We start from the raw sequence: 24,017 nt of genomic DNA, 5'->3' as shown, positions 1-24,017 counted from the left end.
CCCTGGGATGCGGTGGTGGGGCGGCGGGCGGGGTTACGGCGCTCCCCGCCCGCCGCCGGCTTGTGGGTCCGGCAGGGACCGCCCTATGAGGACGAGGGCAGTTCCTTGAGCCGGATCTGCCGGAAGGACACCTGGTCGTCGGCGCCGTGGTTCTGGATGCCGATGTAGCCGTCCTTGAGGCTCCGTACCGGGTCGGCGTTGGTGAAGGAGTTGATCTTCACGCCGTTGAGGAGGACGGTGAGCCGCTCACCCTGGACCCGGATCTCGTAGCTGTTCCACTGGCCGGGTGGCCGCAGCACCCGGTCGCGGGCCTTGAGGTCGGCCGACTTGAAGCCGTAGACGGCGCCGGTGGTGCGATCAGGGGCGTCGGTGGCGTCGATCTGTATCTCGTAGCCCTTGTTCACCGCGGACCAGGGGTCGTCGGAGGCGGGGAAGCCCACGAAGACGCCGGAGTTGTCGTCGCCCGTCATCTTCCAGTCGAGCTTGAGGGAGTAGGAGTTCAGTTCCTTGGCCTGGTACCAGAGCATCCCCATGCCGCCCTCGGACCTGAGCTCGCCGTCGACCACGTTGAACCTGCCGGGCCCGGCCTGCTTCCAGCCCTCCAGCGTGTGGCCGTTGAAGAGGTCCCGGTGTCCGGTTCCCGGCTTGCAGTCGGCGTTGACCTGCCCGGAGGCATAGCGCAGTCCGCCGAGCAGATGCTGCCGGAACGCCGGCTCGGTGTAGGACTCCTTGGTGTGTCCGCCGCCCGTGTAGAAGGCGCGCCCGCCCTGGTAGTTCTGGCACCAGGCGATCGGATGGTCGCCCTTCATCGTGCCGCCCACGTAGGTGGTTTCGTCGAGGGTCGCGAGGACGCGGGCCTGACCGCGCGGGTTGGTGCGGTAGTTGTACCACTCGTCCGTGCGCTCCCAGACCTCGTCGAGGTGCGAGGTGGCCGGGTGGACGTGGTCCTCGACCCGCACGGTCGCCTTCTGGATCTGCGGGTGGGACTGGAAGTAGGCGCCGACGAGTCCGCCGTAGAACTCCCAGTCGTACTCGGTGTCGGCGGCCGCGTGGACTCCCATGTATCCGCCGCCCGTGGCGACATAGTTCTCGAACGCCTTCTGCTGCTCGGCGTTCAGCACGTCACCGGTGGTCGACAGGAACACCACGGCGTCGTACCGGGCGAGGTTGCCGGTGGTGAACTGGGCCGCCTCTTCTGTGGCGTCGACCGTGATGTTGCTGGTCTTCCCGAGTTCCTTCAGAGCCACGACACCGGCCGGGATCGAGTCGTGGCGGAAGCCGGCCGTCCGCGAGAAGACCAGGACACGCTTGGCGGTCCGGTCGACGGGCGTGCTGGAGAGCTCGAAGTCGTCGACGTCGTAGAGCGCTCCCGCGCCGCCCTTGAAGACCAGGAAGAGCTCGGTGGTCTTCTTCGGTACGCCCCGCAGCGGTACGTCGATGTCCTGGAAGGTCTCCCAGCCGCCGGTCACCGGGACCGGGGCGGAGCCCAGCAGGGTGCCGTCCGCCGATCCGGTGCGGACCTCGAGGAAGCCGCCCGCGCCGCCGGAGGAGACCCGTGCGGTCAGTTTGGTGGTACCGGTCAGGTTGTAGGGCTTGAAGGAGATCCAGTCCCCGTCGTCGATGTCGCCCACGGTCCTGCCTCCGTTCGCGGGCGTCTTGTCGATGACGCTGACGCCGGACGAGCCCGTGAAGTGCTCGGCCTGCCGGTGGCGTGGCTGTAGCTGCGCCTGGTCGTGGCCGGTCAGCGCGTCCTGGCCACCGCCTCCGCCGTCCGTGTACTCGGCGTCGAAGACGCCGAAGATGTTCGCGTTCGGGTCGTGGCCGCCGTCGGCGGAGGTCTTGATGGTGCCGGTGCAGCCGTTCGCCGAGGTCACGGGGTGGCCGTGGCTGTCATGACCGAGGACATAGGTGACCTTCACCTTCGCGCAGTCGACGGGGCCGTCCTCCGGGTCGGTGACCTTCACCCGGAACGGGATCTCATCGCCGAAGCTGAACAGCGCGCCTTCGGACGGCAGTTCCAGGGTCACCTTGGGCGCGGTGTTGCCCACCACGACGTGCACACTGGCCGACCCGGTGCGCCCCGTGGGGTCCTTCGCCGTCACGGTCGCCGTGTAGGTCCCGTTCCTGCGGTAGGTGTATGTCGGGTCGGCCGCCGTGGACGTACCGCCGTCGCCGAAGTCCCAGGTGTAGGTGAGGGCGTCGCCGTCCGCGTCGGTGGTGCCGGCAGAGGAGAACGCGACCCGCAGCGGGGCCTTGCCCGATGTCCTGTCCGCTGCCGCCTCTGCGACCGGGGAGCGGCCTCCGGTGGCGTTCTCGATGCGGTAGAGCGCGGAGTGCTCGTCGCCGCCGAACCAGGCGGTGCCGTAGTCGAGGACGTACAGCGCGCCGTCGGGGCCGAAGGACATGTCCATGATTTGCGTCCCGGTCCAGGGAATGGGGTTGATGGACCGGACGGTGCCGTCGGCGCCGTGCTCGATGCGCTTGATCCAGCGGCGGCCGAACTCGCCGGCGAAGAAGTCGCCGTCGTACGCCTCGGGGAACTTCACCGGGGAGTCGAGGTTCGCGTCGTAGTGGTAGACGGGGCCGCCCATCGGGGACTCGGAGCCGGTGCCGAACTCGGGCACGGACCCACCGTCGTACGGAATCCACGCGGGCTCTGCGGACGGCAGGTCGACAAGACCGGTGTTGTGCGGGGATTCGTTCTTCGGGGCCGCGCAGTCGAAGGCTGCTCCGGACACCTTTGTCTCGAAGTCGTAGTCGACGAACGGGTCGTTGTCGCCGGTGCAGAAGGGCCAGCCGAAGTTCCCCGGCTTGGTGACACGGGCGAATTCGACCTGTCCGGCCGGTCCTCGCCCGGGGTCGGCCGCTCCCGCGTCGGGGCCGTAGTCGCCGACATACAGCACACCGGTCTTCTTGTCGACGCTGAAGCGGAACGGGTTGCGGAAGCCCATGGCGTAGATCTCGGGCCGTGTCTTCTCCGTACCCGGGGCGAAGAGGTTGCCGTCGGGGACGGTGTACGAGCCGTCGGCCGTGACCTTGATGCGAAGGATCTTGCCACGCAGGTCGTTGGTGTTGCCCGAGGTGCGGCGGGCGTCGTAGGCCGGATTGCGGTTGGGCCGCTCGTCGATGGGGGTGTAGCCGTCGGAGGCGAAGGGGTTGGAGTCGTCGCCCGTCGACAGATACAGATTGCCCTGAGCGTCGAAATCGATGTCTCCGCCGACGTGACAGCAGATGCCACGGGTGGCGGGGATGTCGATGACCTTCTTCTCGCTGGCGTTGTCGAGCGTGCCGTCGGCCTTGAGGACGAAGCGGGAGAGCCGGTTGACTCCGTCGAACTTGGCGAGTTCGGCGGCCGTGCCCTCGTTGGGGGCATCGCCGGCGGGTGTGTCCAGCGGGGGCGCGTAGTAGAGGTAGATCGCCCGGTTCTCGCTGAACCCCGGGTCGATGCCGACGCCTTGGAGACCTTCCTCGTCGTGTGCGTAGACCGGGATGGTGCCGATGACGCGGGTGTTGCCCGCCGCGTCGGTCGTCCGCAGCTCGCCGTCGCGCGAGGTGTGCAGCACGCTGCGGTCGGGCAGGACGGCGAGCGACATCGGCTCGCCGACCTCGGGCTCGCCCTTGGCGAGGGTGACCTGCTGGAATTCCTCGGCCGCCGCCGCGGGTGCCGTGTCATGGGGGGCGGCTCCCGCTCCTGCGGGGGCGGCGAGGGTGAGTGACGTCGCGGCCAGAAGGCCGCCGGTGAGGAGCGCGAGTCCCTTCCTGACTCCGCGTGCTCCGGGCCGTGTTCTGTGCACGTGTGTCCTCCGGAAGTGGCCGGTCGTACGGGCGGGTGCTGCTGCCGTGCGGTTCCGCGCGCGGGACGTGCCGCGGGAACTCCGGGGACCGGCGTGCGCCGTCACGCTGGTCGAGATCGGGGAGACCCCTGTTCTGAGCTATGTCCTGTACACCTCAGGGACCGTAGCGGGCTTCGTCCTGGGCCGAAAGCCCTTGCACACCAATGAAGTTGAACTTTCTCCAGAGGCAGGACAAAGCCGGTGACGGGCAGGCCTGACCGGCCCGGCAGCGCGTTCCGCGCCACCGGGCCTGGCCTGCGTCGATGCTCTAGTCGTTGCCTCCGAAGGCTGCGTCGAACGAGGCCGTGGACGGTTCGAAGTCATACCGCTTCAGCGTGGCAAGCGCTTCCGGAGCGCCCGCCAGGCGGTCCATTCCGGCGTCCTCCCACTCGACGGAGACAGGACCGTCGTAGCCGATCGACCGCAGCATCCGGAACACGTCCTCCCACGGCACGTCGCCGTGCCCGGCCGAGACGAAGTCCCAGCCGCGCCGCGGGTCGCCCCAGGGCAGATGCGAACCGAGCCGCCCGTTGCGTCCGTCCAGCCGGCGCCGCGCCTCCTTGCAGTCGACGTGGTAGATCCGGTCCCGGAAGTCGTAGAGGAAGCCCACCGGATCGAGGTCCTGCCAGACGAAGTGGCTCGGGTCGAAGTTCAGCCCGAACGCCGCCCGGCGGTCCACGGCCTCCAGCGCCCGGTGCGTGGTCCAGTAGTCGTACGCGATCTCACTCGGATGGACCTCATGGGCGAACCGCACGCCCTCCGCGTCGAAGACGTCCAGGATCGGGTTCCAGCGCTCGGCGAAGTCCTCGTAGCCGCGTTCGATCATCCGCTCCGGCACCGGCGGGAACATCGCGACCAGATGCCAGATGGACGAGCCGGTGAAGCCGATGACGGTACGGACGCCGAATGCCGCCGCGGCCCGGGCGGTGTCGGCGAGCTCACGCGCCGCCCGTTGCCGTACGCCCTCGGGCTCCCCGTCGCCCCAGATGCGGGCGGGCACGATCGCCTGGTGCCGCTCGTCGATCGGATGGTCGCAGACCGCCTGCCCGACCAGATGGTTGGAGATCGCCCAGCATTTCAGCCCGTACTTGTCGAGCAGCGCCCGCCGCCCGTCCAGGTACGAGGGGTCGGCGAGAGCCTTGTCGACCTCGAAGTGATCGCCCCAGCAGGCGAGTTCGAGGCCGTCGTAGCCGAAGTCCCGGGCGAGCCGGCAGACCTCCTCCAGCGGAAGGTCGGCCCACTGACCGGTGAAGAGGGTGAAGGGGCGTGGCACGGCAAGGACCTCCTCAGACGGGGACGGGTGTGTAGACGGCGTTCTTCTCCACGCTCTCCTCCACCGCCGCGAGCACGCGCTGCACCTGCAGTCCGTCGGCGAACGACGGTGCCGGTTCTGCGCCCTCGGCGATGGCGTGCACCAGGTCGCGCGCCTGGTGGGTGAAGGTGTGCTCGTATCCGAGCGCGTGGCCGGGCGGCCACCAGGCCGCCAGATACGGGTGCTCCGTCTCGGTGACCAGGATCCGGCGGAAGCCGGAGGACGCCGCGGGTTCGCAGTCGTCGTGGAAGGACAGCTCGTTGAGCCGCTCGAGGTCGAAGGCGAGCGACCCCCGCTCCCCGTTGATCTCGAGCCGCAGCGCGTTCTTGCGGCCGGGCGCCATCCGGGTGGCCTCGAAGGACGCGAGCGCCCCGGAGGCCAGCCGCCCGGTGAACAGGGCGGCGTCGTCGACGGTGACCGGCCCCCGCCGGAGGCCTCCCGACGCCGACAGCCCCGCCGACGCACCGGCGAGCAGAGGCCGTTCGCGTACGAAGGTCTCCGCGAGCGCCGAGACCCCGACCAGCGGCTCCCCCGCCAGGTACTGCGCGAGGTCCACGATATGAGCCCCCAGATCGCCGAGCGCCCCCGAGCCCGCGTGCTCCCGCCGAAGACGCCAGGTGAGCGGGAAGTCCGGGTCGACCAGCCAGTCCTGGAGGTAGGTGAACCGGAGATGCCGAAGGGTGCCGAGCCGCCCGTCGGCGATCAGAGCGCGGGCGTACGAGAGCGCCGGCACCCTGCGGTAGTTGAAGCCGACCATGGCCACCTGACCGCGCTCCCGCGCGCGTCGGGCAGCGGCGGCCATGGCCTCGGCCTCGGCGACCGAGTTCGCGAGCGGCTTCTCGCACAGAACGTGCTTGCCCGCCTCCAGCGCGGCGATCGCGATCTCCGCATGGCTGTCACCCGGTGTGCAGATGTCGACGAGCTGGACGTCGTCGCGGGTCACGAGGGCGCGCCAGTCGGTCTCCGCGGCGGCCCAGCCGTGCTTGTCCGCCGCGGCCCGGACCGCTGCCGCGTCACGACCGCAGACGGCGGCGAGGACCGGTCGCACGGGCAGGTCGAAGACGCGGCCGACGGTGCGCCAGCCCTGGGAGTGCGCGGCGCCCATGAACGCGTAGCCGACCATGCCGATGCCGAGCACCGGCACCGCAGCCTTGCCGGCTCCTCCGGACCCACCGGCTCCACCGGCGTCGCTGTCCCTCTGTTCCATACGGGTTCCTCCTCGTCGATTGCTCGGTGGGGGCGGGCGGGACGATCAGCTGAAGCCCGTGGGCAGGTACTCGTCGACGTTCTCCTTGGTGACCACGGCCGAGTAGAGGGTGATCGAGGCGGGGATCTCCAGCTCCGCGAGCCCTCCCACGCCCTTGCCCTGGCCCAGCGCCCGCGCCAGGTCGATGGCGGACGCTGCCATGGTCGGCGGGTAGAGAACGGTCGCCTTCAGTACGCCGCTGTCGGCCTTGATGGCGTCCATCGCGGACTTGGCGCCCGCGCCGCCGACCATCAGGAAGTCGCTCCGGGCCGCCTGCTGGATGGCGCGCAGGGCCCCTACGCCCTGGTCGTCGTCGTGGTTCCACAGGGCGTCGAACTGCTTCTGTGCCTGGAGGAGTTGGGCCATCTTCGCCTGGCCGGACTCCACGGTGAAATCGGCGGCCTGGCGGGCGACCTTCTTGATGTTGGGATAGTTCTTCAGAGCGTCGTCGAAGCCCTGGGTGCGCTGCTTGGTGAGCTCCAGGTTGTCCATCCCGGCGAGCTCGACGACCTTGGCGTCCGGCTTGTCCTTGAGCTGTTCGCCGATGTAGCGGCCCGCGTTGAGGCCCATGCCGTAGTTGTCGCCGCCGATCCAGCAGCGGTACGCCTGCGGCGATGCGAAGACCCGGTCCAGATTGATCACGGGGATGCCGGCCTTCATGGCCTGCAGTCCGACCTGGGTCAGAGCCTTGCCGTCGGCCGGCAGGATCACCAGTACGTCGACCTTCTTGTTGATCAGCGTCTGGATCTGGCCGATCTGGGCGGCGGTGTCGTTCGAGCCCTCGGTGATCTCCAGGGTCACCTCGGAGTACTTCTTCGCACGCTCCTTCGCGTTCTCGTTGATGGCGTTGAGCCAGCCGTGGTCGGCCTGGGGCCCGGCGAAGCCGATCGTGAGGGGCTTGCCCGGCCTGTCGTCGGCGGCCGGTGCGTTGTTCGCGGCCGTGTCACCGCTCTTGGAGTTCGAGGGCTCGTTGCTGGTGCAGGCGGTGAGGAGGGCGCCGGCGGAGACCGCCGCGGTGCCGAGGAGCAGCCCTCTGCGGCTGGTGGCGGGGATTTCTGGCATGGCGATGGGACCCTTCGGGATCGGGCGTGCGGGGAGGGGGAGTTGGCGGGATCGGTGGGGTGGTGGTGTGCGGTGCGGTGGGGCGCGTCAGACCTCGCCGCCGCGCAGGGTGCGGCGCTGGACCAGTACGGCGGCGACGATGATCGCGCCCTTGGCGATCTGCTGGACGTCGCTCTGGAGGTTGTTGAGAGCGAAGATGTTGGTGATCGTGGTGAAGACGAGGACGCCGAGCACGGAGCCGACGATGGTGCCGCGGCCTCCGCTCAGCAGGGTGCCGCCGATGATCGCGGCGGCGATCGCGTCGAGTTCGTACAGATTGCCGTTGGTGTTCTGGCCGGAGCCCGACAGGATGATCAGCAGAAAGGCGGCGATGCCGCAGCACAGCCCGGAGAGCAGATAGAGGTAGAGCCGCTGGCGGCGGACGTCGATACCGGCGAGGCGGGCGGCTTCCGCGTTGCCGCCGACGGCGACGGTCCGTCGTCCGAAGGTCGTCCGGTTCAGCAGCAGCCAGCCGATCACCGTGACGGCGGCGAAGACCAGGACCAGCGGCGGTACGCCGAGGATGTACGCGTCGGGGACTCCCAGGTCGAGCACCGGCTGCACGGTCACGATCTGGGTCCTGCCCTCGGTGATCTGAAGGGCGAGGCCGCGGGCAGAGGCGAGCATGGCCAGGGTCGCGATGAACGGCACCATCCCGCCGTACGCGATGAGCAGGCCGTTCACCAGTCCGCAGCCGAGGCCCACCACGACCGCGGTGAAGAGGATGCCGGTGAAGCCGTACTCCTGGGTGGCGACCGTCGTGGCCCACACCGATGCGAGGGCGACGATCGCGCCGACGGACAGATCGATACCGCCGCTGGTGATCACGAACGTCATCCCGACGGTGACCACACCGATCACGGACGCCTGGGTGAGGACCAGTTGGAGGTTGGAGGGGTCCAGGAAGGTGTCCGGGCTGGTGAAGCCGCCGACGGCGATCAGTACGGCGAGCACGCCGAGCAGCGAGAGGTTGCGGACGTCGGCGCGCAGCCCGAGGGTGCGCAGGCCGCCACCGGACCCGGCGGGCGTCTTGGCGGGTGCGGGAACTGCCGCCCTTCCCCCGCCGCTCGGGGGGCCTGCGCCGTCCTGCTGCGCGGGCGGGACCGACTGCTGTGTCACTGGGACTCCCTTCGCGAGGATGCGGCGCCGGCGGTGCCGGGTGCGGCAGGCCCGGTGGGGCTGCCTTCCATCACCAGGTCGAGTACGCGGTGCTCGTCGAGCTCCTGGGCGGGCGCCGTGTGCACGACCTCGCCCTCGCGCAGGACGAGCACCCGGTCGGCCAGCCCGAGGACTTCGGGGACCTCGCTGGAGACGAGGAGGACGGCGAGGCCCTCGTCGGCGAGGCGGCGGATCACCGCGTAGAGCTCGGCGCGGGCGCCGACGTCGACACCGCGGGTCGGCTCGTCGAGCAGCAGGACTCGGCAGCCGCGCAGCAGCCAGCGGGCGAGCACTGCTTTCTGCTGGTTGCCGCCGGAGAGCGTGCGGATGGGGGCATCGGGGTTGTCGGGTCGCAGTGACAGCTCTCGCGTCGCCTCCCGGGCGGCGCGGCGCTCCTCGCCCCGGTCGAGCCAGCCGCCGCACGAGAAGCGGGAGAGGGAGGACACCGAGACGTTGCGGGTGACGGATTCGAGCATCAGCAGGCCTTGTGCCTTGCGTTCCTCAGGGGCGAGTCCGAGTCCCGCGCGGACCGCGGATCGCACACTGCCTGGCTTGAGGGGGCGTCCGTCGACGACGACCCTGCCCGCGTCGGGCTTCCTGGCCCCGAAGACGGTCTCCAGGATCTCCGAGCGGCCGGAGCCGACGAGCCCGGCGAGACCGACGATCTCGCCGGGGCGCAGTTCGAGGTCGACCGGGGCGAACTCGCCGTGCCGGGTGAGTCCTTCGACCCGCAGCACGGGAGCACCGCCGGGTGCACGGTCGGGCCGGCCGGGAAAGACGTACTCGACATTGCGTCCGGTCATCATGGCAACGATGTCGCGCGTGGGGGTGTCTTTCGCGGGCAGTCCGCCGGCGACGGCCCGGCCGTCCTTGAGGACGGTGACGCGGTCGCCGATGCGCCGGATCTCCTCCAGGCGGTGGGAGATGTGGACCACGGCGACGCCGTCCGCCGTCAGGTCGGCGACGATGCGGAAGAGATTGGCGGTCTCTTCGGGGTCGAGGGCCGCGGACGGCTCGTCCATGACGATGAGGCGTACGTCGTGGGAGAGCGCGCGTGCCATCGACACGATCTGCTGCTGGGCGGCGGAGAGTTCACCGACGGCCCGGCCGGGATCGATCTCCGGGTGGCCGAGACGGCGCAGCAACGCGGTGGCGGCCTGGCGGGCCTCTCGGCCCCGGACGACGAAACCGGCCGTGGTGGGTTCATGGCCGAGGAAGACGTTCTCCGCGACGGTCAGTCCTTCGACCAGGTCGAGTTCCTGGTAGATGGTGGCGATGCCGAGCCGCATGGCGGCGATGGGCGACCTCAGCGAGACGGTCGCGCCGCGCCAGGTGATCTCTCCGCCGTCGGGTTGGTGGGCTCCGGCGAGCACCTTGATGAGGGTGGACTTGCCGGCGCCGTTCTGGCCGAGGAGACAGTGGACTTCACCGGCCTGGACGTCGAGGTCGACGCCGTCGAGGGCACGGACGCCGGGGAACGACTTGGTGATGCCGGACATGGTGAGGAGCGGTGGTGCGGACGGTGCCGGTGGTGGTGCCGGAGGTGGTGCCGGTGGTGGTTCTGGTGGTGGTTCTGGTGCCATGACGAATCCCCTCGGCTGGTGCGGCCGGTGAGCGGGCAGGGAGGTACCAGGTGCGCTGTGCCGTTGATTGCTGCGGTGCTGCGGTGCTGCTGTGCTCTGCGTCTGTTGTGAGCTGTTGTGAATGTTGTGAGATGTCGCGCGGACCGGCCGGTCCGCTGGATCAGGCCGGGGAGAACAGGTGGTCGCTGATGAGCCGGGCGGCACCGATCACTCCGGCGGTGGGGCCCAGTTCACCCAGCACGATGGGGAGATTGCCGGTGGCCAGCGGCAGCGACTGCCGGTAGACCTGGGTACGGACACTGGCGAGCAGTGTGTGACCGAGACCCGTGACACCGCCTCCGATCACGACGAGGCCCGGGTTGAAGAAGCTGACGAGGCCCGCGATGACCTGGCCCACGCGGTTGCCGCCCTCGCGGATCAGGTCGAGCGCGGTCGCGTCCCCGGCCGCGGCAGCCGCCGCGACATCCACGGCGGTGAGCTTTCCGGCGGCCTCCAGTCGTGCGGCGAGTTCCGGCGACTGTCCCGTACGGGCCGTCTCCTCCGCGTCTCGTGCGAGAGCGGCGCCGCTGAAGTGGGCTTCCAGACAGCCCCTGTTGCCGCAGGCGCAGGGACGCCCGTCGGGCTCGACCTGGATGTGGCCGATGTCGCCCGCGCTTCCGGTCGTACCGCGGTAGACCTCGCCGCCGACGACGATGCCGCAGCCGATGCCCGTGCCGATCTTGACGCAGAGGAAGTCGCCGACGGAACGCGCGACGCCTGCGTGCTGCTCCCCCATCGCCATGAGGTTCACGTCGTTGTCGACCATGACGGGACAGCCCAGCTCCTGGCTGAGTGCCTCGCGGACCGGGAATCCGTCCCAGCCGGGCATGATCGGCGGTGCCACGGGCACACCCTCGGGGAAGCGGACGGGTCCCGGCACGCCGATCCCGGCCCCGTCGAAGCCCTCTGCGAGACCGGACGCCTTGAGTTTGGCGGCCATCGCGAGGACCTGCTCGAAGACGGCGACGGGTCCTTCGCGGACGTCCATCGGGTGGTTGAGGTGACCGAGGACCTCCAACTCGGCGCTGGTGACCGCGACATCGACCGATGTGGCACCGATGTCCACACCGAGGAAACGCAGATTGGGCGCCAGCCGGATGTTGTGCGACCGCCGTCCGCCCCGGGAGGCCGCGAGCCCGTCCGCGACGATCAATCCCGTCTCCAGCAGTCGGTCCACCTCGACCGCCAGCTTGGACCGCGAAAGGTCGATCTGATCGCCCAGCTGAGCACGGGAGTTGGGGCCGCCGTCGCGCAACAGCCGCAGCAGTCGCGCCTGATGCGCGTTGGCGGGTCGAGCCGTCATACGTCTCACGCGTCCCTCCCCTCCCCCGGCCTTCGGCATGGGGAACCCCGGTCTGCCCCGGCCTTCCTGCTCCGTCGGGCTTTCGAGGGGAACGTAGCAGCGCTGTCCGCAACGGGGAAGAAGTTGAGCATGAATCCATGGCAACTTTCTCCACACCCAGGACAAAGGCTGTCGGGGGTCGGCCGCCCTGTCCGGCGTTGCGGTCCTGGTGCCGGTGTGGCCGCCCGAGCACGATGGTGGCGACGGGATCCGCCGACCGGCGACCGGCCACTCATCAACGGCAGTTGACGGGAACGACGAGAGGACGGACCCCCGCATGATTCCGGTGACCGGTGCCACGGGAAACGTCGACTCCGAGCTCGTGCGCGCGCCGGCCGAGGCGGGTGCCCCGGTGCGGGCGTTCAGCGGTCATCACCGCCGTCGAGGCCGTGTCGCTGACCTCGTCCGGGCACGAGGGCACGGCGTACACCCTGTCCGGGCCCGAGGCGCTGCTGCCCGCCGACCGGGCGCGGGTCCTCGGTGACGTGCTCGGCCGTGCCCCCGCTCCCGTCACCCACCGGTCCCGTCCAACCCCCGGTCCCCTCCAACCCCGTTCCCGACATCCACCGGTCCCCTCCAACCCCGGTCCCGTCATCCACCAGTCCCGTCACTGACCGGCCTCGCCGCCCAGGGTCCGGTCGGCGTCGCGCTGCGTCCACCTGGCCGTGAGCAGCAGCGCGATGTCGTCGGGGCGGTCCGGCGACTGCCGGGCCTCGCGGATGAGGCGGTCGGCGACATCGGCCACGGTGCTCGTGCCCGCCCGGGCCAAGGCACTGCGCAGCCGCTCTATCCCGATGTCGGTGTCCCGGCCCGGTCGCTCGATCAGTCCGTCGGTGAACAGGGCGAGCACCGCCCCCGGTTCGACCGTCAGCTCACTGACGGGATACGTCTCCTGCGCGTCCACGCCGAGAATGAGCCCCCCGGGGAGGTCGAGCACCTCGGTCCGCCCGTCGGGCCTGCGCAGCAGGGGCTGGGGGTGTCCGGCGCGCACGGCCTGGGCGGCCCCGGTCTTCGGGTCGAGCCGGACGTAACAGCAGGTGGCGAACTGTGCCGGATCGAGGTCGCTGAGGAGCCGGTTGGTACCGCGCACCACTCGTTCCGGCTCGAGCCCGGCGAGCGCGAAGGCCCGGACCGCGCTGCGCAGCTGTCCCATGATGGCCGCGGCGGCGACACCATGGCCCTGGACGTCGCCGATGACGAGGGCAAGGCCACGGTCGGTCTCGATGACGTCGTACCAGTCGCCGCCGACGTCCATGCCCTGGGTGCCCGGGAGATAGCGCCCGACCGTCTCGACGTTCTCGATGGTGGGCAGCCGGTGCGGCAGCAGGGCGTCCTGCAGGCCTCTGGCCAGCGCCGCCTCTGTGTCGTAGCGCCTGGCGCGTTCGAGCGCCTGGGCGATGAGACCTGCGAGGGCGGTGAGGACCGTGCGTTCCTCGGGAACGAAGGCGCGCGGCTGGTCGAAGCCGAGGATGCAGGAGCCGACGGGGCGGCCGGAGGTGATCAGCGGCAGGAACGCCCGCGCGCCGACGGAAGCGTCCAGGGGGATGCCGGGGTAGGCAGCGGCCAGTTGCTGCATGGACTCGAAGAAGATCGGGCGACCGGTGGCGAGGGTTTCGACGCCGGGCAGCCGTGCGTCAAGCCCGACGCCCTCGAAAGGTGTGAGGAAGCCGGGTGGGAAACCGGTCTCCCAGGCCAGGTAGAGGTGCCGCTCGTGGAGGACGTAGATGGCCAGCTGACGGCCACCGAACGCGGGCAGCAGTTCCTCGGTGACGACGGCGGACACCTGACGTGCGGTGACGGCCTCGGTCAGGGCGATGGCGAGGGCGACCGGGCGGTACAGGGCGGTGGCCCGGTCGACGGGTGAGGCGAATGTGCCCCCGGGGCCCGGCCGGCCGAACGAGCCCGGCCCGGCGTCGGGGCGGTCGGCGGCGATGATCGTTCCGGTCAGCCCGTGGTGGCCCGGGTAGAGGAACACCGACACCCAGTCCTGCTGCCCCCTGTCCGCCTGGAACCGGACGGGTTCGTCGGAGAGGAGCGCCGCCCTGTAGTAGTCCTCGTAGGCGGGCCGGTCGAGCCACTGCACGGCATCCCAGAGGACTCGTCCGACCAGGTCGGCGCGCGCGAACCCGAGCAGCTCCTCCGCGGTGCGGTTGACATAGGTGATCCGCCCCGACCGGTCGAGGGAGAAGAGGCCGTCGGGGAGACGGTCCCCGGCCTCGGACGCGATCGCTCCGGCGCCCAGGTCGATGAGGGATCCGGTGAGGCGGCGCGCTCCGGTGCCGCTGGACGGATGGACCGGGCGGCCCGCGAGTTCCAGCAGGGAGGGGGGACCCTCGTCGCGTTGGAGCCTCAGCCTTCGGACCACCGGTCTGCCGTCGTGGGCGGCTTCCTGGGCGAGGGCCCTCAGCTGGTAGGCGTCCTCGGGGACGACTCTGCCGGCCAGCGCGTCGATATGGCCGGGGAAGCGGTCGGGGGCGATGTCGAGGATCGCGCAGAACTCCTCGTCGGCGGTGAGTTCACCGCTGACGAGATCCCAGTCGAAGGTGCCGATCCGCACCGGGCGGGCGGCCGAATCCGGGGTCTGGACGGCGAGAGGTTCGCCGTCCCAGATCACGGGGTCCCCGTTCTTGCGCAGTTCCGCGAGGGCGGCGCCGAGCCGCTTGCCGGCGTCACCCATACGACGGCGGTCGGACTCGTCGACCAGGTGCCCCGGGGTGGCGGGGCGCAGGGCCACGAGGACTCCGAATTTCTCCTCGTCGCTCGAGACGGGAACGTAGAGAGAGCTGAAGGGGAACGGAAGACCGGCCATGAGCTGCGGGAACCGCCGCATGGCCTCCTCACCGTCGGCGAGGTTGATGGGCTCCGACGTGCGGAAGCACTCGGCCACGGGGAAGGGCCGGTTCACATGCATACGCCACCACGGGCGCATGAGCTCGCTCGGCAGCCCGACGAGCACCGCGAGGCGCAGCAGGCCATCGGTCTCCGAGCGCAGATACACCCCGCCGGCGTAGCCGCCTACCGCGCCGGTCGCCTTGACCGCGACCTCGGCGAGCACCAGACCGAGCTCATCCGCGCTGTGGTCAGCGCTGAGGCTCGTCCGGCGCTGCGGCCCGCTCCGGCTTCGCGGGCCGGGCCTGGCCGCGCCGTACCACGTCACACAGCTAAGGATGCGCCAGGGCTGCCCCGAGTCGCACCTCCGGCCGGGCGGAGCGCACCGGCCGGACGGGACCGAGGACGGCGAAACCGCGGGACGGCAGAACCCGGTGGCTGCGGGACGACGGAACCGCAGGACCCCGTGCATCACCGCGTATCCGCGGACCGGCCCGACGCGCAGGCCGCGGGCCGCCTCGCCTTCCGGGAGCGGACGGACAGGCGGCTCAGGGGCAGCGCACGACCTGTCCCGCGTACGAGAGATTGCCGCCGAACCCGAAGAGCAGCGCCGGCGCACCCGGGGCGACCTCGCCGCGCTCCACCAGCTTGGACAGGGCCATCGGGATCGAGGCGGCCGACGTGTTGCCGGACTCGACGACGTCCCGGGCGACTACCGCGTTCACCGCGCCGATGCGCCGGGCGACCGGCTCGATGATCCGCAGGTTGGCCTGGTGCAGTACGACGGCGGCGAGGTCCTCGGGCGCGAGACCGGCCCGCTCGCACACCTGGCGGGCGATCTGCGGGAGCTGGGTGGTGGCCCAGCGGTAGACGGTCTGGCCCTCCTGCGCGAAGCGCGGCGGCATGCCCTCGATCCGTACCGCATGGCCCATCTCCGGGACCGAACCCCAGAGCACCGGGCCGATGCCGGTGCCGGTGCCGATTCCGTCCTCCGTCCCCAGCGGGCACGCCTCGACGACGGCGGCTCCCGCGCCGTCACCGACGAGCACGCAGGTGGTGCGGTCGCTCCAGTCGGTGACGTCGGTCATCTTGTCGGCACCGATCACCAGCGCACGGGTGGCGGACCCCGCACGCACGGCGTGGTCCGCGGTGGCCAGGGCGTGTGTGAAGCCGGCGCAGACGACGTTCAGGTCCATGGTCGCGGGCGAGCCCATCCCGAGCCGGGCCGCGACGCGGGCGGCGGTGTTCGGGGAGCGGTCGGTCGCCGTGGAGGTGGCGACCAGGACCAGGTCGATGTCGGCGGGTGTCAGTCCGGCCGAGGCGAGCGCCTTCGCGGCGGCGTGCGCGGCCAGCTCGTCCACGGGCTCGTCGGGCCCTGCCACATGGCGGGTCCTGATCCCGACGCGGCTGGTGATCCATTCGTCACTGGTGTCGACCATGGCCGCCAGGTCGTCGTTGGTGAGCACCTTGGCGGGCTGGTAGTGCCCGAGCGCGGCTATGCGCGTGCCGATCATGCCCGGGGGCCCCTCTTCTTCCGACGTCAGGAGCCCTCCAGTGTCCTCGGTGACTCACGGGTAGCAGGGCAGGTGAACCAACAGGAATCGCCGCGCGATCTTGGAGACTCCCGAGCAGTTCACGCCGGACCTGTGCGCCCGCGGCGGTGTGGGTGCGCGAACCGGAAGAGTCCGCGAACCGGAGAAAGTACACGAACCGGAAGCGCCGGAGGCCCCGGGACGGGGCCGGGCCCGGTCATCGGCCCGGGCCGGCGGAAGTCCTGCGCACAGACGGTCCCGGGGGCGCCGGGTCCGCGGTCGACCTGCCCCGCCCTGCTGCGCGAGGCCGGTGCCGGCCCCGGCCTGCGGACGCGTCGATCCGCGGTCTCGTCGTCCCCCCGAGCGGTAGACGCAGTTCCACGTGTGTACGGCGGGGAGAGGAGGGAGAGCGGTGCGAGGTGCCGCTGCATGTCCGAGGCATCCCTGCGCGTCCAGGAGAATGAGAGCGTCAGGGTCATCTCGCCGCGGCGACAGCCCGAGGCACACGCGGCAACCGCCGCAGCGAGGGCCGTTCGGCTTCCCACACGTACAGAACGGAATCGGGACTGACATCATGGGACGGGTCACCGAGCGCCGCCGCACCATCCGGATCAGGAACGGGGCCGTTTCCACCCGGCCGGACACGCTGGTCGCAGAGGAGCCGCTGGAGATCCGGCTGAACGGCCGCCCACTGGCGATCACCATGCGCACACCGGGTGACGACTTCGCGCTCGCGGCCGGGTTTCTGGTCAGCGAGGGCGTGATCGGCTCCGCCGCGGAGGTCCGGTCGATCGTGTACTGCGCGGGCGCCAAGGACGACGGCACGAACACCTACAACGTCGTCGATGTGCAGCTCGCGCCGGATGTGCCTGTCCCGGACATCACGCTGGAGCGGAACGTCTACACGACGTCGTCGTGCGGTCTGTGCGGCAAGGCCAGTCTGGACGCCGTGCGAACCACCACCCGCTTCCCGGTCTCCGACACTCCCCCGGTCCGGGTCGAGCCGGCGCTGCTGTCCCTCCTCCCGGACCGGCTGCGGGCGGCACAGCGCGTCTTCGACCGGACCGGTGGGCTGCACGCCGCCGCGCTGTTCACGGAGGAGGGCGAGCTGCTCGACATCCGTGAGGACGTGGGGCGGCACAACGCCGTCGACAAGCTGGTCGGCCGGGCTCTGCGCGAGGACCTGCTGCCGCTGTCGCGGGCGATCCTGCTGGTCTCGGGGCGGGCGTCGTTCGAGCTGGCGCAGAAGGCGGTGATGGCCGGGATTCCGGTACTGGCGGCCGTGTCGGCGCCGTCCTCGCTGGCCGTGGACCTGGCCGCCGAGACCGGACTGACGCTCGTCGGCTTTCTCCGCGGCCCCGACATGAACGTGTACGCGGGCGAGGAGCGCATCGCGCTGACTTCGGAGGTGTGAGAGGCACGGCCGAGGGGTGCCCACTGCGTCGGCCGGGCCCCTGCGGGAGCCAGGGTCTTTCGTTCGGACCAGGCCGGATCGGTGAGCGGGGTCCGGCGGCGTGCATCGCAAGGCGGAGGTAGGAGCCCACGCGGTGGGGGCACCTCCCAGCGGTGGCCGGGGGACGTCGGCGACCGACGACAACGCGGCGAGGTGCGCCGCCAGGGCATGCGAGCCCGGCAGGATCCGAACGAGAGGCCTCAGCGCACGACGTCGATGGACACCGGGTTCGTGTAGCACCAGGTGTCCGCCCATGGGTCGCCGTCCCCGGGCCGGTGCGGGACCGGGCCGTGCGGGTCGACCGCCGCGCCGAGAAGGCCGGGGCCGTTGCGCTTGCCGTCGCTGCCGCGCAGCCGTACGTAGCAGGACTCGTCGACGCTGCCGAGCGGGATGCGCAGTGTGTAGCGGCCGTTGCGTCCGGAGACGTCGGCCGTGTGCACGACCCGGGTGTCGGGGGCGCGCCATTCGTCGCGATCGGCGACCGGGCCGCACACCGCGCCCCGGATGACGTCGAGATGGGCGAGGGACGGCAGTTCACCGCCCGGGACCGGCCGCGAGGCGGACGTGACGGTGACGTTCAGCGTCACCTGCTCGCCGCGACGGACCCTCAGCCGGCCGCCGAGGGTGACGCCCCGTCCGGTCCCGCGCGCACGGTTGACCCGTACCTCGATGCCGTCGATCAGACGCCCGTGGTCGACCCAGACACGGCCCGCGCGGAGCCCGGCCATGACGTGCCGGTAGCCGTAGCGGGTCACACCGACGTGGGTGCGGCTGAACTGGCCGGGCCACAGTCGCTGCCGGGCTGCGGCTCGGTGGTGTCGACCGGGTCGGGGAGGCGGCCGGTGTTGTCGAAGTTCCGGCCCGGCAGCCAGTCCCCGTTGCGCCATGTGTCGAAGACGACCCGGTGCACATCCGAGTTGGCCGTGATCGAGAAGAGCTTACCTTCGGCGAGCATGGCGTCCCACAGGCCGCCGACGGTCGCGGTGGCCCAGTCGAAGCCGCCGTAGGCTGTGCATGAATGCCTCTCCTTCGGGCGGATGAACAACGGCCGGTACGACCTGGGCGGTTCGCGCTCAGGCGTTCATGAACGCCTTTACGGGGAGGGCGCGTCCGGTGATGCGGACGTCGCCGATCCAGCCTCGGAACAGCTGGTCGAGTCCGCCGCCGTACTCGTAGCCGCCGAGCAGCCAGGGCAGACCGAGGGTCGTCAGACCGTTGGCGGCAGTGGCGGGATTGCGGGCGACCGGGCAGCCGTCGACGTACATCGTGGTGCGGCGGCCGTCGTTGACGACGGCGACGTGCCACCAGGTGTCGAGCGCGAGTTCATGACCCCAGTTGGTCACGGGACCCTCCTGGTCGAGGGGTGCGGCGGCCCACTGGAGGGCGTGGCCGTCCGACAGCGAGAGGGTGGCGACCGGCTCGTCGGGGTCACCGTTCTTCCCGGCGGCGCCGAGGCTGCCCCGGCGGCTGAGGATCGCCGACCAGGCGTTGTGGGAGCTGTTCCAGTCGGCGGGGAGTTTGAAGAACGCCTCGATGGTGTAACCGGAGCGGAACGCCGCGGTGTTGAGGGGTGCGTCCTTCACGGTCCCGAGGAAGGCGCCGCGCAGTGGGGGCCTGCTGCCGTCGAAATAGAGACTGCCGTGGCCCGGCTGGTCGGGGTGGTGCCCGCCTGACCACCGCAGGGCGTCGGCGGGGCTGCCCGGAACGGCGGTACGCGTCAGGTCGTTCCCGTGGCCGGAGAGGTCGGGGACGCGGAGGGCCTCGTCGGCCGGTGAGCCGTCGGGGCGTCCGCGGTCGAAACGCCAGTAGGCGACCGTGCCCGGGATCAGCATCCGGGAGGCGGGGCGGGGACGGCGCGGGGCGACGGGTGCGAAGCCGGCGAATCTCTTCTCGAAGTCGACCGGGACGGAGAAGTGGTTCTGGGGGTCGGTGAGTTCGAGCTCGCGGTGCTCCAGGGCGTTGAGCCGGCCCGACTCCTCCTTGCCGAGGAGCCATGGCGAGAACGTGGAGACGTCGATGGTGTCCCTGGAGAGGTCGAAGCGGTAGAGGCGGATCATCGCGCTGCCGCCGAAGTAGCGGTCCTGGTAGTTGGTGAGGTGCAGATGGACGTCGTTGCCCGCGGCGTTCTTGCGGACGGTGCGTGCCGCGGGCCAGTAGTGGCCGTTGAGCGTGAGGAAGATCTGGTCGTTTCCGGCGATGAGTTCGTTCCACAGGCGCTGACCGAAGTCCGACAACAGGCCTTCTTCGCCCGCCTCCTCTGCGTACACGAGCTCATGCGTGGTGAGGATGACGGGCGCTTGGGGGTGCCGGGCGATCACGTCCTTCGCCCAGGCGATGCCGGCTGCCGAAGGCCGCCAGTCGAGGGCAAGGACGAGCCATTCCCGGCCCGCGGCGCGGAAGACGTGGTACGTGTTGTAGCCGTCCGGCGAGGCTCCTCCGAAGCTACGCAGCCGGCGCAGGCGCCGCGGGCCGAAGGCGTCGAGGTACGGGGTCCGGCCACGCCGGTCGTCGGTGCGCGGGTCGATGTCGTGGTTCCCGGCGAGGACGCTGTACCCCGCACCGCGCCGGTCCAGGATCCGGAACGCCTCGCTGATGGGGGCGAATTCCTCAGGACGGCCGTTCTCGGTCAGGTCGCCCAGGTGGGACAGGAAGACGATGTTCTCGTCACGGGCGTGGTCGAGCACGTACCGCAGCGCCGCCTCGACGGGCTCCTTGTGGATGCTCGCGCCGTCGAAGAGGTACTGGGTGTCCGGCATGACGGCGAGGGTGAAGCGCGGGCTCTCCGGGTCGGGCCGCGTCCCGGCAACGTTGTCAGAGGCTGCTGCGGCTGTGGTGCCCGTGAAGCCCACGGCCACTGCTGCCGCTCCGGCCACGCCCGCCGCCCGCAGTACCGCCCGTCGGCCGGCACCGCTCGAACCCGTCTCCTGCGCGTCCTGCGGGCCGACTTGCGTGTACGGCGCCTCTGCCGTCTCGGGCATGTCCTGCGTATGCGGCGTATGCGGCGTATGCGGCGTAGCAAGCTGACGGGACATGTCTTCTCCCCACCCTGATCCACGTGATGCCCCGCACGCTATGCGCGCCCCACCCGCCCCACGCCCTCACATCGGCAACACCGGGAAGAAGACTGCGTGAACGGGCGCGGGGCGACGTGGGGCCGGACCTTGGGGAGAAGTCAGCGCCTACCGCGGGGGCGGGCCGCGGGCGGTGCGATCAGCTGGAGCGAGAGGGTGGCGGAAGGCTCCGCGAGGCCCGGTCCCCCGGCCTGCGCCCAGGCAAGGATCTCGTCCGTGGCGTCGTCGTCGAGTGCCCAGCCGATCCACGCCGCGCGTGCGCCACGGGCACGGGCCGCCGAAGAAGGCTGGACCACCACCACATTGGCCTGTCCGCAGGGCCCGAGACACTCGCTGGTCCGGACCGCGAACCGGCCCTCCGAGCCGGCCGCGGCCTCGCGCATCCGACTCAGCTGGCCTTCGTGGTCCGTGCCCGGGTTCTTGCGGGCGTCTCCGCAGCAGCAGCCCCGGCAGACGACGAGTGTGCAGGGCCGGGAAGCGGCGGGGCGCATCCGGCCAGGGGGGATCGCGGTGGTGGCCACGCTCGTGGCGGTCGCCGCGGTCGCCGCGAGGCCGGTCGCTTCGGTCGTCATCCGACGGCCCCGCCCAGCGTGATGCCGGAAGCGGCGGCGACCGTGCCGAGCCGCGGGAAGTTCAACTCGACGGCGGCACGGTGTTCTTCGGCGGTGAGGGCCGTCATCGCGTCCTCGGCGAGGTCGCGTTCGTAGCCGTGATCGGCCGCTGCCCGCGCGGTCGACTCGACGCCGAGGTCGGTCGCGACGCCGCGGTCGACTCGACGCCGAGGTCGGTGGCGACGCCGAGATCGGTGGCGACGCCGCCGAACACGAGGGTGCGGACGGAGCGTCCCTCGAGGATGTCGTGCACGCCGGTCCCCTGGAAGGCGCCGACGATGCGCTTGACGACCACGATGCCGTCGGGCCGGGCAGGTGAGTCGACAAGGCCGCTTCCGGGCGGCTGACTCCCGGCCCCCGGCCGCTCGGATCGGACCAGGACGACCGGGGCGCCCGCCGCTCCGAAGACGTCGGCCGGTCGGCCCTTCGCGGTGAGTGCGTCCTCGCCGGTGCGCGGCGCGTGGGACAGGGCGACGACGCGCTCCATCAGGTCGACGGGCACCAGCGCGGTGCGGCCGGCATCGAGTACGGGCATGACCGCACGCTATCCGGCCGGATGATCGCCACCGTCCGCCGGGGGCAGGTTCACGCCAGGGGCGGGCCCCCGGCCTGGCGGAGGCCCGGCGCTCAGCGAGACAGGGGCGCGGACGGCTCGCGAACCGGGACGCGCGAGGCAGGCATCTCGGTCGCCGCCTCCGGCCGACACTCCTTCGCCCGCCGCTTCGCGATCACCGCACAGACCATCAACTGCATCTGGTGGAAGAGCATCAGAGGCAGCACGGCGAGGCTCGCCTGTGCGCCGAAGAGCACGGTCGCCATCGGAAGCCCGGCCGCGAGGCTCTTCTTGGACCCGGCGAACTGGATCGCGATGCGGTCCGGGCGGTCGAAGCCGAGCCGCTTCGGGACATGCCATGTCAGCGCGAGCATCACGGCGAGGATCCCCGCCTCTACGAGCAGCAGCGCGCCCAGTCGCGCGGGCGTGACCTGGTGCCGGACGCCTGCGACCATGCCTTCGCTGAAGGCGGCGTAGACGACGAGCAGGACCGAGCCGCGGTCCAGGTATCCGAGAAGCGTCCTGTGACGGGCGAGGAAGCCCCCGATCCATCGGCGCAGCACCTGCCCCGCCAGGAACGGCACCAGCAGTTGCAGCACGATCTTCAGCAGCGCGTCCCCGGAGAATCCGCCCGCGCCGTTCCCCAGGAGCAGCGCCGCCAGCACGGGCGTCAGAAGCATCCCGGCGAGGCTCGAGAAGGAGCCGGCGCAGATCGCCGCGGGCACGTTGCCGCGGGCCATCGACGTGAAGGCGATGGACGACTGGATCGTCGACGGCACCAGGCACAGGAACAGCAGTCCGCTGTGGAGCTGCGGGGTCAGGACGGTGGGCACGAGTCCCCTCGTGGCGAGCCCGAGCAGCGGGAAGACCGCGAACGTGCAGACCAGCACGGTCAGATGCAGCCGCCAGTGCCTCAGCCCGTCCAGCGCGTCCCGGGTCGAAAGCCGCGCCCCGTAGAGGAAGAAGAGCAGGCCGACCGCCGCGGTGGTGGCCCCGTCGGCGACCGTGGCCGCCGGGCCCGACGCAGGCAGCAGCATCGCGAGGAGGACGGTGGCGAGCAGCGCCAGGATGTACGGGTCGAGCGGCAGCCAGGAAGGCAAGCGCAAGGTGCTGCGGCGGTCGCGGCGGTTCATCTGCTCCATCGGTCCGTCTGTTCGCGGTCAGGGTCGTGCCCGGTCCATCGTCCACGCCCCTCCACCGATCGGGAATCCCGTACACCGCTCTGACTGTCATCACGTTTCGTGATGATCCGCTAGCCTTGGCCCTGTGTACGACCCCGTCCAGCTGCGCACGTTCCTCGCCGTCGCCCAGACCCTGAGCTTCACGCAGGCCGCCCGCCGGCTCGGTGTCCGTCAGTCGACGGTCAGCCAGCATGTGCGGCGCCTGGAGGAAGCCACGGCCCGGCAGCTGTTCACCCGTGACACCCACGGCGTCGAGCTCACCGAGGACGGCGAGGCCATGCTCGGCTTCGCCCGGACGATCCTGGAGGCGCACGAGCGCGCGGCCGCGTTCTTCACCGGCACCCGGCTGCGCGGGCGCCTGCGATTCGGCGCGTCGGAGGACTTCGTCCTCACCCGGCTCCCGGAGATCCTGGAGTCGTTCCGTCGCGATCATCCCGAGGTCGACCTGGAGCTGACCGTCGAGCTGTCCGGAACGCTCCATAAGCGACTGGAAGCGGGCAGGCTCGACCTCGTCCTCGCCAAACGCCCTCCGGGCGGCAGCCTGGGCGAACTGGTCTGGCGGGACACCCTGACCTGGATCGGCGCACCCCGGCTGCGACTGGAACCGGACCGTCCCGTCCCGCTGATCGTCTTCCCGCCGCCCGGCATCACCCGAGCCCGCGCACTGGAGGTCCTGGAGGCGCACGGGCGCGCCTGGCGGATCGTCTGTACGAGCGCGAGCCTCAGCGGACTGATCGCCGCCGCGCGGGCGGGCCTCGGCGTCATGGCGCACACACGCGGGCTCGTCCCGCCGGGCCTCACCATGGTCCCGGCCCGCGCGGGACTGCCCGAGCTGGGCGGTGTGGACTTCGTCCTGCTCCACGGCCGGCGGACGGGCGCGCCCCTCGAGACCCGCGAGGCCGCGGACGCGCTGGCCTCCTCTATCCTCGCGGGCGGCGACAGGCTGCACCGCCCGGCGCCCTCCCTCTGAGTCCTCCTCGTGAGCGTCGGACGCCCTTGCGTAACCGTCGGGCGTCGATCCTCAGGCCGGCGTAGAGCGGGCGTGTTTGCCGCGTACAGATTCGGTGCAGATTCCATCCAACGTTTCTTACTCGCGGGTCAGAACTATGCCCAAAGCTTGTTCCTCTGGCCGGATTTGAACGCCTGACCAGCAGGGATTCGTTATGTGCCGAG

15 protein-coding genes and 2 pseudogenes are annotated in these 24,017 nt (G+C 70.9%); 2 read left to right on the top strand and 15 right to left on the bottom strand.

Annotated features, from left to right (window positions below; all coding sequences use genetic code 11):
- Positions 1-83: 83 nt before the first annotated feature.
- The 9 genes from ACFU5O_RS06145 to ACFU5O_RS06105 all read right to left on the bottom strand — a co-directional run bounded on the left by ACFU5O_RS06145 (position 84) and on the right by ACFU5O_RS06105 (position 15,957).
- The gene (locus ACFU5O_RS06145; protein ID WP_384236979.1) at positions 84-3,794 is read right to left on the bottom strand and encodes a ThuA domain-containing protein; all 3,711 of its coding nucleotides are present in this window, start codon (positions 3,792-3,794) and stop codon (positions 84-86) included.
- A gap of 307 nt (positions 3,795-4,101) precedes the next feature.
- Positions 4,102-5,106 (bottom strand): sugar phosphate isomerase/epimerase family protein, encoded by a 1,005-nt coding sequence (locus ACFU5O_RS06140; protein WP_384236976.1) that lies wholly within the window; start codon positions 5,104-5,106, stop codon positions 4,102-4,104.
- Positions 5,107-5,119: 13 nt separating this feature from the next.
- Complete coding sequence (locus ACFU5O_RS06135; protein ID WP_384236973.1) at positions 5,120-6,352, bottom strand: Gfo/Idh/MocA family protein; 1,233 nt, start codon at positions 6,350-6,352, stop codon at positions 5,120-5,122.
- A 45-nt stretch (positions 6,353-6,397) separates the two neighbouring features.
- Entirely contained in the window at positions 6,398-7,453 is a 1,056-nt protein-coding gene (locus ACFU5O_RS06130) for a substrate-binding domain-containing protein (protein ID WP_384236971.1), read from the bottom strand.
- A gap of 87 nt (positions 7,454-7,540) precedes the next feature.
- Positions 7,541-8,611 (bottom strand): ABC transporter permease, encoded by a 1,071-nt coding sequence (locus ACFU5O_RS06125; RefSeq protein WP_384236968.1) that lies wholly within the window; start codon positions 8,609-8,611, stop codon positions 7,541-7,543.
- Positions 8,608-10,149, bottom strand: coding sequence for a sugar ABC transporter ATP-binding protein (locus ACFU5O_RS06120; protein WP_384236965.1), 1,542 nt, complete (start codon positions 10,147-10,149; stop codon positions 8,608-8,610). The genes ACFU5O_RS06125 and ACFU5O_RS06120 overlap by 4 nt, the downstream gene beginning before the upstream one ends.
- Positions 10,150-10,393: 244 nt before the next feature.
- Positions 10,394-11,575: an ROK family protein gene (locus ACFU5O_RS06115; RefSeq protein WP_384236962.1), complete on the bottom strand. Its 1,182-nt coding sequence runs from the start codon at positions 11,573-11,575 to the stop codon at positions 10,394-10,396.
- Between the two features lie 646 nt (positions 11,576-12,221).
- The gene (locus ACFU5O_RS06110; protein ID WP_384236959.1) at positions 12,222-14,771 is read right to left on the bottom strand and encodes a SpoIIE family protein phosphatase; all 2,550 of its coding nucleotides are present in this window, start codon (positions 14,769-14,771) and stop codon (positions 12,222-12,224) included.
- Between the two features lie 220 nt (positions 14,772-14,991).
- Positions 14,992-15,957 carry a beta-ketoacyl-ACP synthase III gene (locus ACFU5O_RS06105; protein WP_384236957.1) on the bottom strand — a complete coding sequence of 322 codons (966 nt, stop codon included), beginning with the start codon at positions 15,955-15,957 and terminating at the stop codon, positions 14,992-14,994.
- Between the two features lie 592 nt (positions 15,958-16,549).
- Here ACFU5O_RS06105 and fdhD point away from each other — a divergent pair.
- A complete protein-coding gene (fdhD, locus tag ACFU5O_RS06100; RefSeq protein WP_384236954.1) occupies positions 16,550-17,389 on the top strand; it encodes a formate dehydrogenase accessory sulfurtransferase FdhD in 840 nt (279 codons plus the stop codon).
- 239 nt (positions 17,390-17,628) lie between these two features.
- Here the strand turns inward: fdhD and ACFU5O_RS06095 are convergent.
- The 6 genes and pseudogenes from ACFU5O_RS06095 to ACFU5O_RS06070 form a co-directional block, all read right to left on the bottom strand.
- A pseudogene (locus ACFU5O_RS06095) lies at positions 17,629-18,434 on the bottom strand (histidinol-phosphatase); the annotation flags it as partial.
- Between the two features lie 67 nt (positions 18,435-18,501).
- Entirely contained in the window at positions 18,502-20,406 is a 1,905-nt protein-coding gene (locus ACFU5O_RS06090; RefSeq protein ID WP_384236952.1) for a LamG-like jellyroll fold domain-containing protein, read from the bottom strand.
- A gap of 194 nt (positions 20,407-20,600) precedes the next feature.
- Positions 20,601-20,990 (bottom strand): (2Fe-2S) ferredoxin domain-containing protein, encoded by a 390-nt coding sequence (locus tag ACFU5O_RS06085; RefSeq protein ID WP_384237764.1) that lies wholly within the window; start codon positions 20,988-20,990, stop codon positions 20,601-20,603.
- 77 nt (positions 20,991-21,067) lie between these two features.
- On the bottom strand, positions 21,068-21,481 hold the full coding sequence (locus tag ACFU5O_RS06080) for an isochorismatase family protein (RefSeq protein ID WP_384237762.1): 414 nt from the start codon (positions 21,479-21,481) through the stop codon (positions 21,068-21,070).
- Positions 21,376-21,597, bottom strand: a pseudogene (locus ACFU5O_RS06075) (isochorismatase); the annotation flags it as partial. The gene ACFU5O_RS06080 and the pseudogene ACFU5O_RS06075, both read right to left, overlap by 106 nt.
- A gap of 140 nt (positions 21,598-21,737) precedes the next feature.
- Entirely contained in the window at positions 21,738-22,805 is a 1,068-nt protein-coding gene (locus ACFU5O_RS06070; protein WP_384236950.1) for a bile acid:sodium symporter family protein, read from the bottom strand.
- Between the two features lie 124 nt (positions 22,806-22,929).
- Between ACFU5O_RS06070 and ACFU5O_RS06065 the strand changes: the two genes are divergently transcribed.
- Positions 22,930-23,814, top strand: coding sequence for a LysR substrate-binding domain-containing protein (locus ACFU5O_RS06065; RefSeq protein ID WP_384236947.1), 885 nt, complete (start codon positions 22,930-22,932; stop codon positions 23,812-23,814).
- The last annotated feature ends 203 nt before the right edge of the window (positions 23,815-24,017 follow it).

It is taken from the genome of Streptomyces sp. NPDC057445, assembly GCF_042802855.1.
GTDB lineage: Bacteria > Actinomycetota > Actinomycetes > Streptomycetales > Streptomycetaceae > Streptomyces.
Note: the sequence above shows the minus strand (reverse complement) of the source record. Positions and strands in the feature narration are given on the sequence as shown.

Bases quoted from the DNA above. Each gene is read 5' to 3' on its own strand.
- ACFU5O_RS06120 (WP_384236965.1), bottom strand. From the start codon at position 10,149: ATGTCCGGCATCACCAAGTCGTTCCCCGGCGTCCGTGCCCTCGACGGC.
- ACFU5O_RS06070 (WP_384236950.1), bottom strand. From the start codon at position 22,805: ATGGAGCAGATGAACCGCCGCGACCGCCGCAGCACCTTGCGCTTGCCT.
- ACFU5O_RS06130 (WP_384236971.1), bottom strand. From the start codon at position 7,453: ATGCCAGAAATCCCCGCCACCAGCCGCAGAGGGCTGCTCCTCGGCACC.
- fdhD (WP_384236954.1), top strand. From the start codon at position 16,550: ATGGGACGGGTCACCGAGCGCCGCCGCACCATCCGGATCAGGAACGGG.
- ACFU5O_RS06135 (WP_384236973.1), bottom strand. From the start codon at position 6,352: ATGGAACAGAGGGACAGCGACGCCGGTGGAGCCGGTGGGTCCGGAGGA.
- ACFU5O_RS06085 (WP_384237764.1), bottom strand. From the start codon at position 20,990: ATGCGCCCCGCCGCTTCCCGGCCCTGCACACTCGTCGTCTGCCGGGGC.
- ACFU5O_RS06105 (WP_384236957.1), bottom strand. From the start codon at position 15,957: ATGATCGGCACGCGCATAGCCGCGCTCGGGCACTACCAGCCCGCCAAG.
- ACFU5O_RS06090 (WP_384236952.1), bottom strand. From the start codon at position 20,406: ATGCCCGAGACGGCAGAGGCGCCGTACACGCAAGTCGGCCCGCAGGAC.
- ACFU5O_RS06115 (WP_384236962.1), bottom strand. From the start codon at position 11,575: ATGACGGCTCGACCCGCCAACGCGCATCAGGCGCGACTGCTGCGGCTG.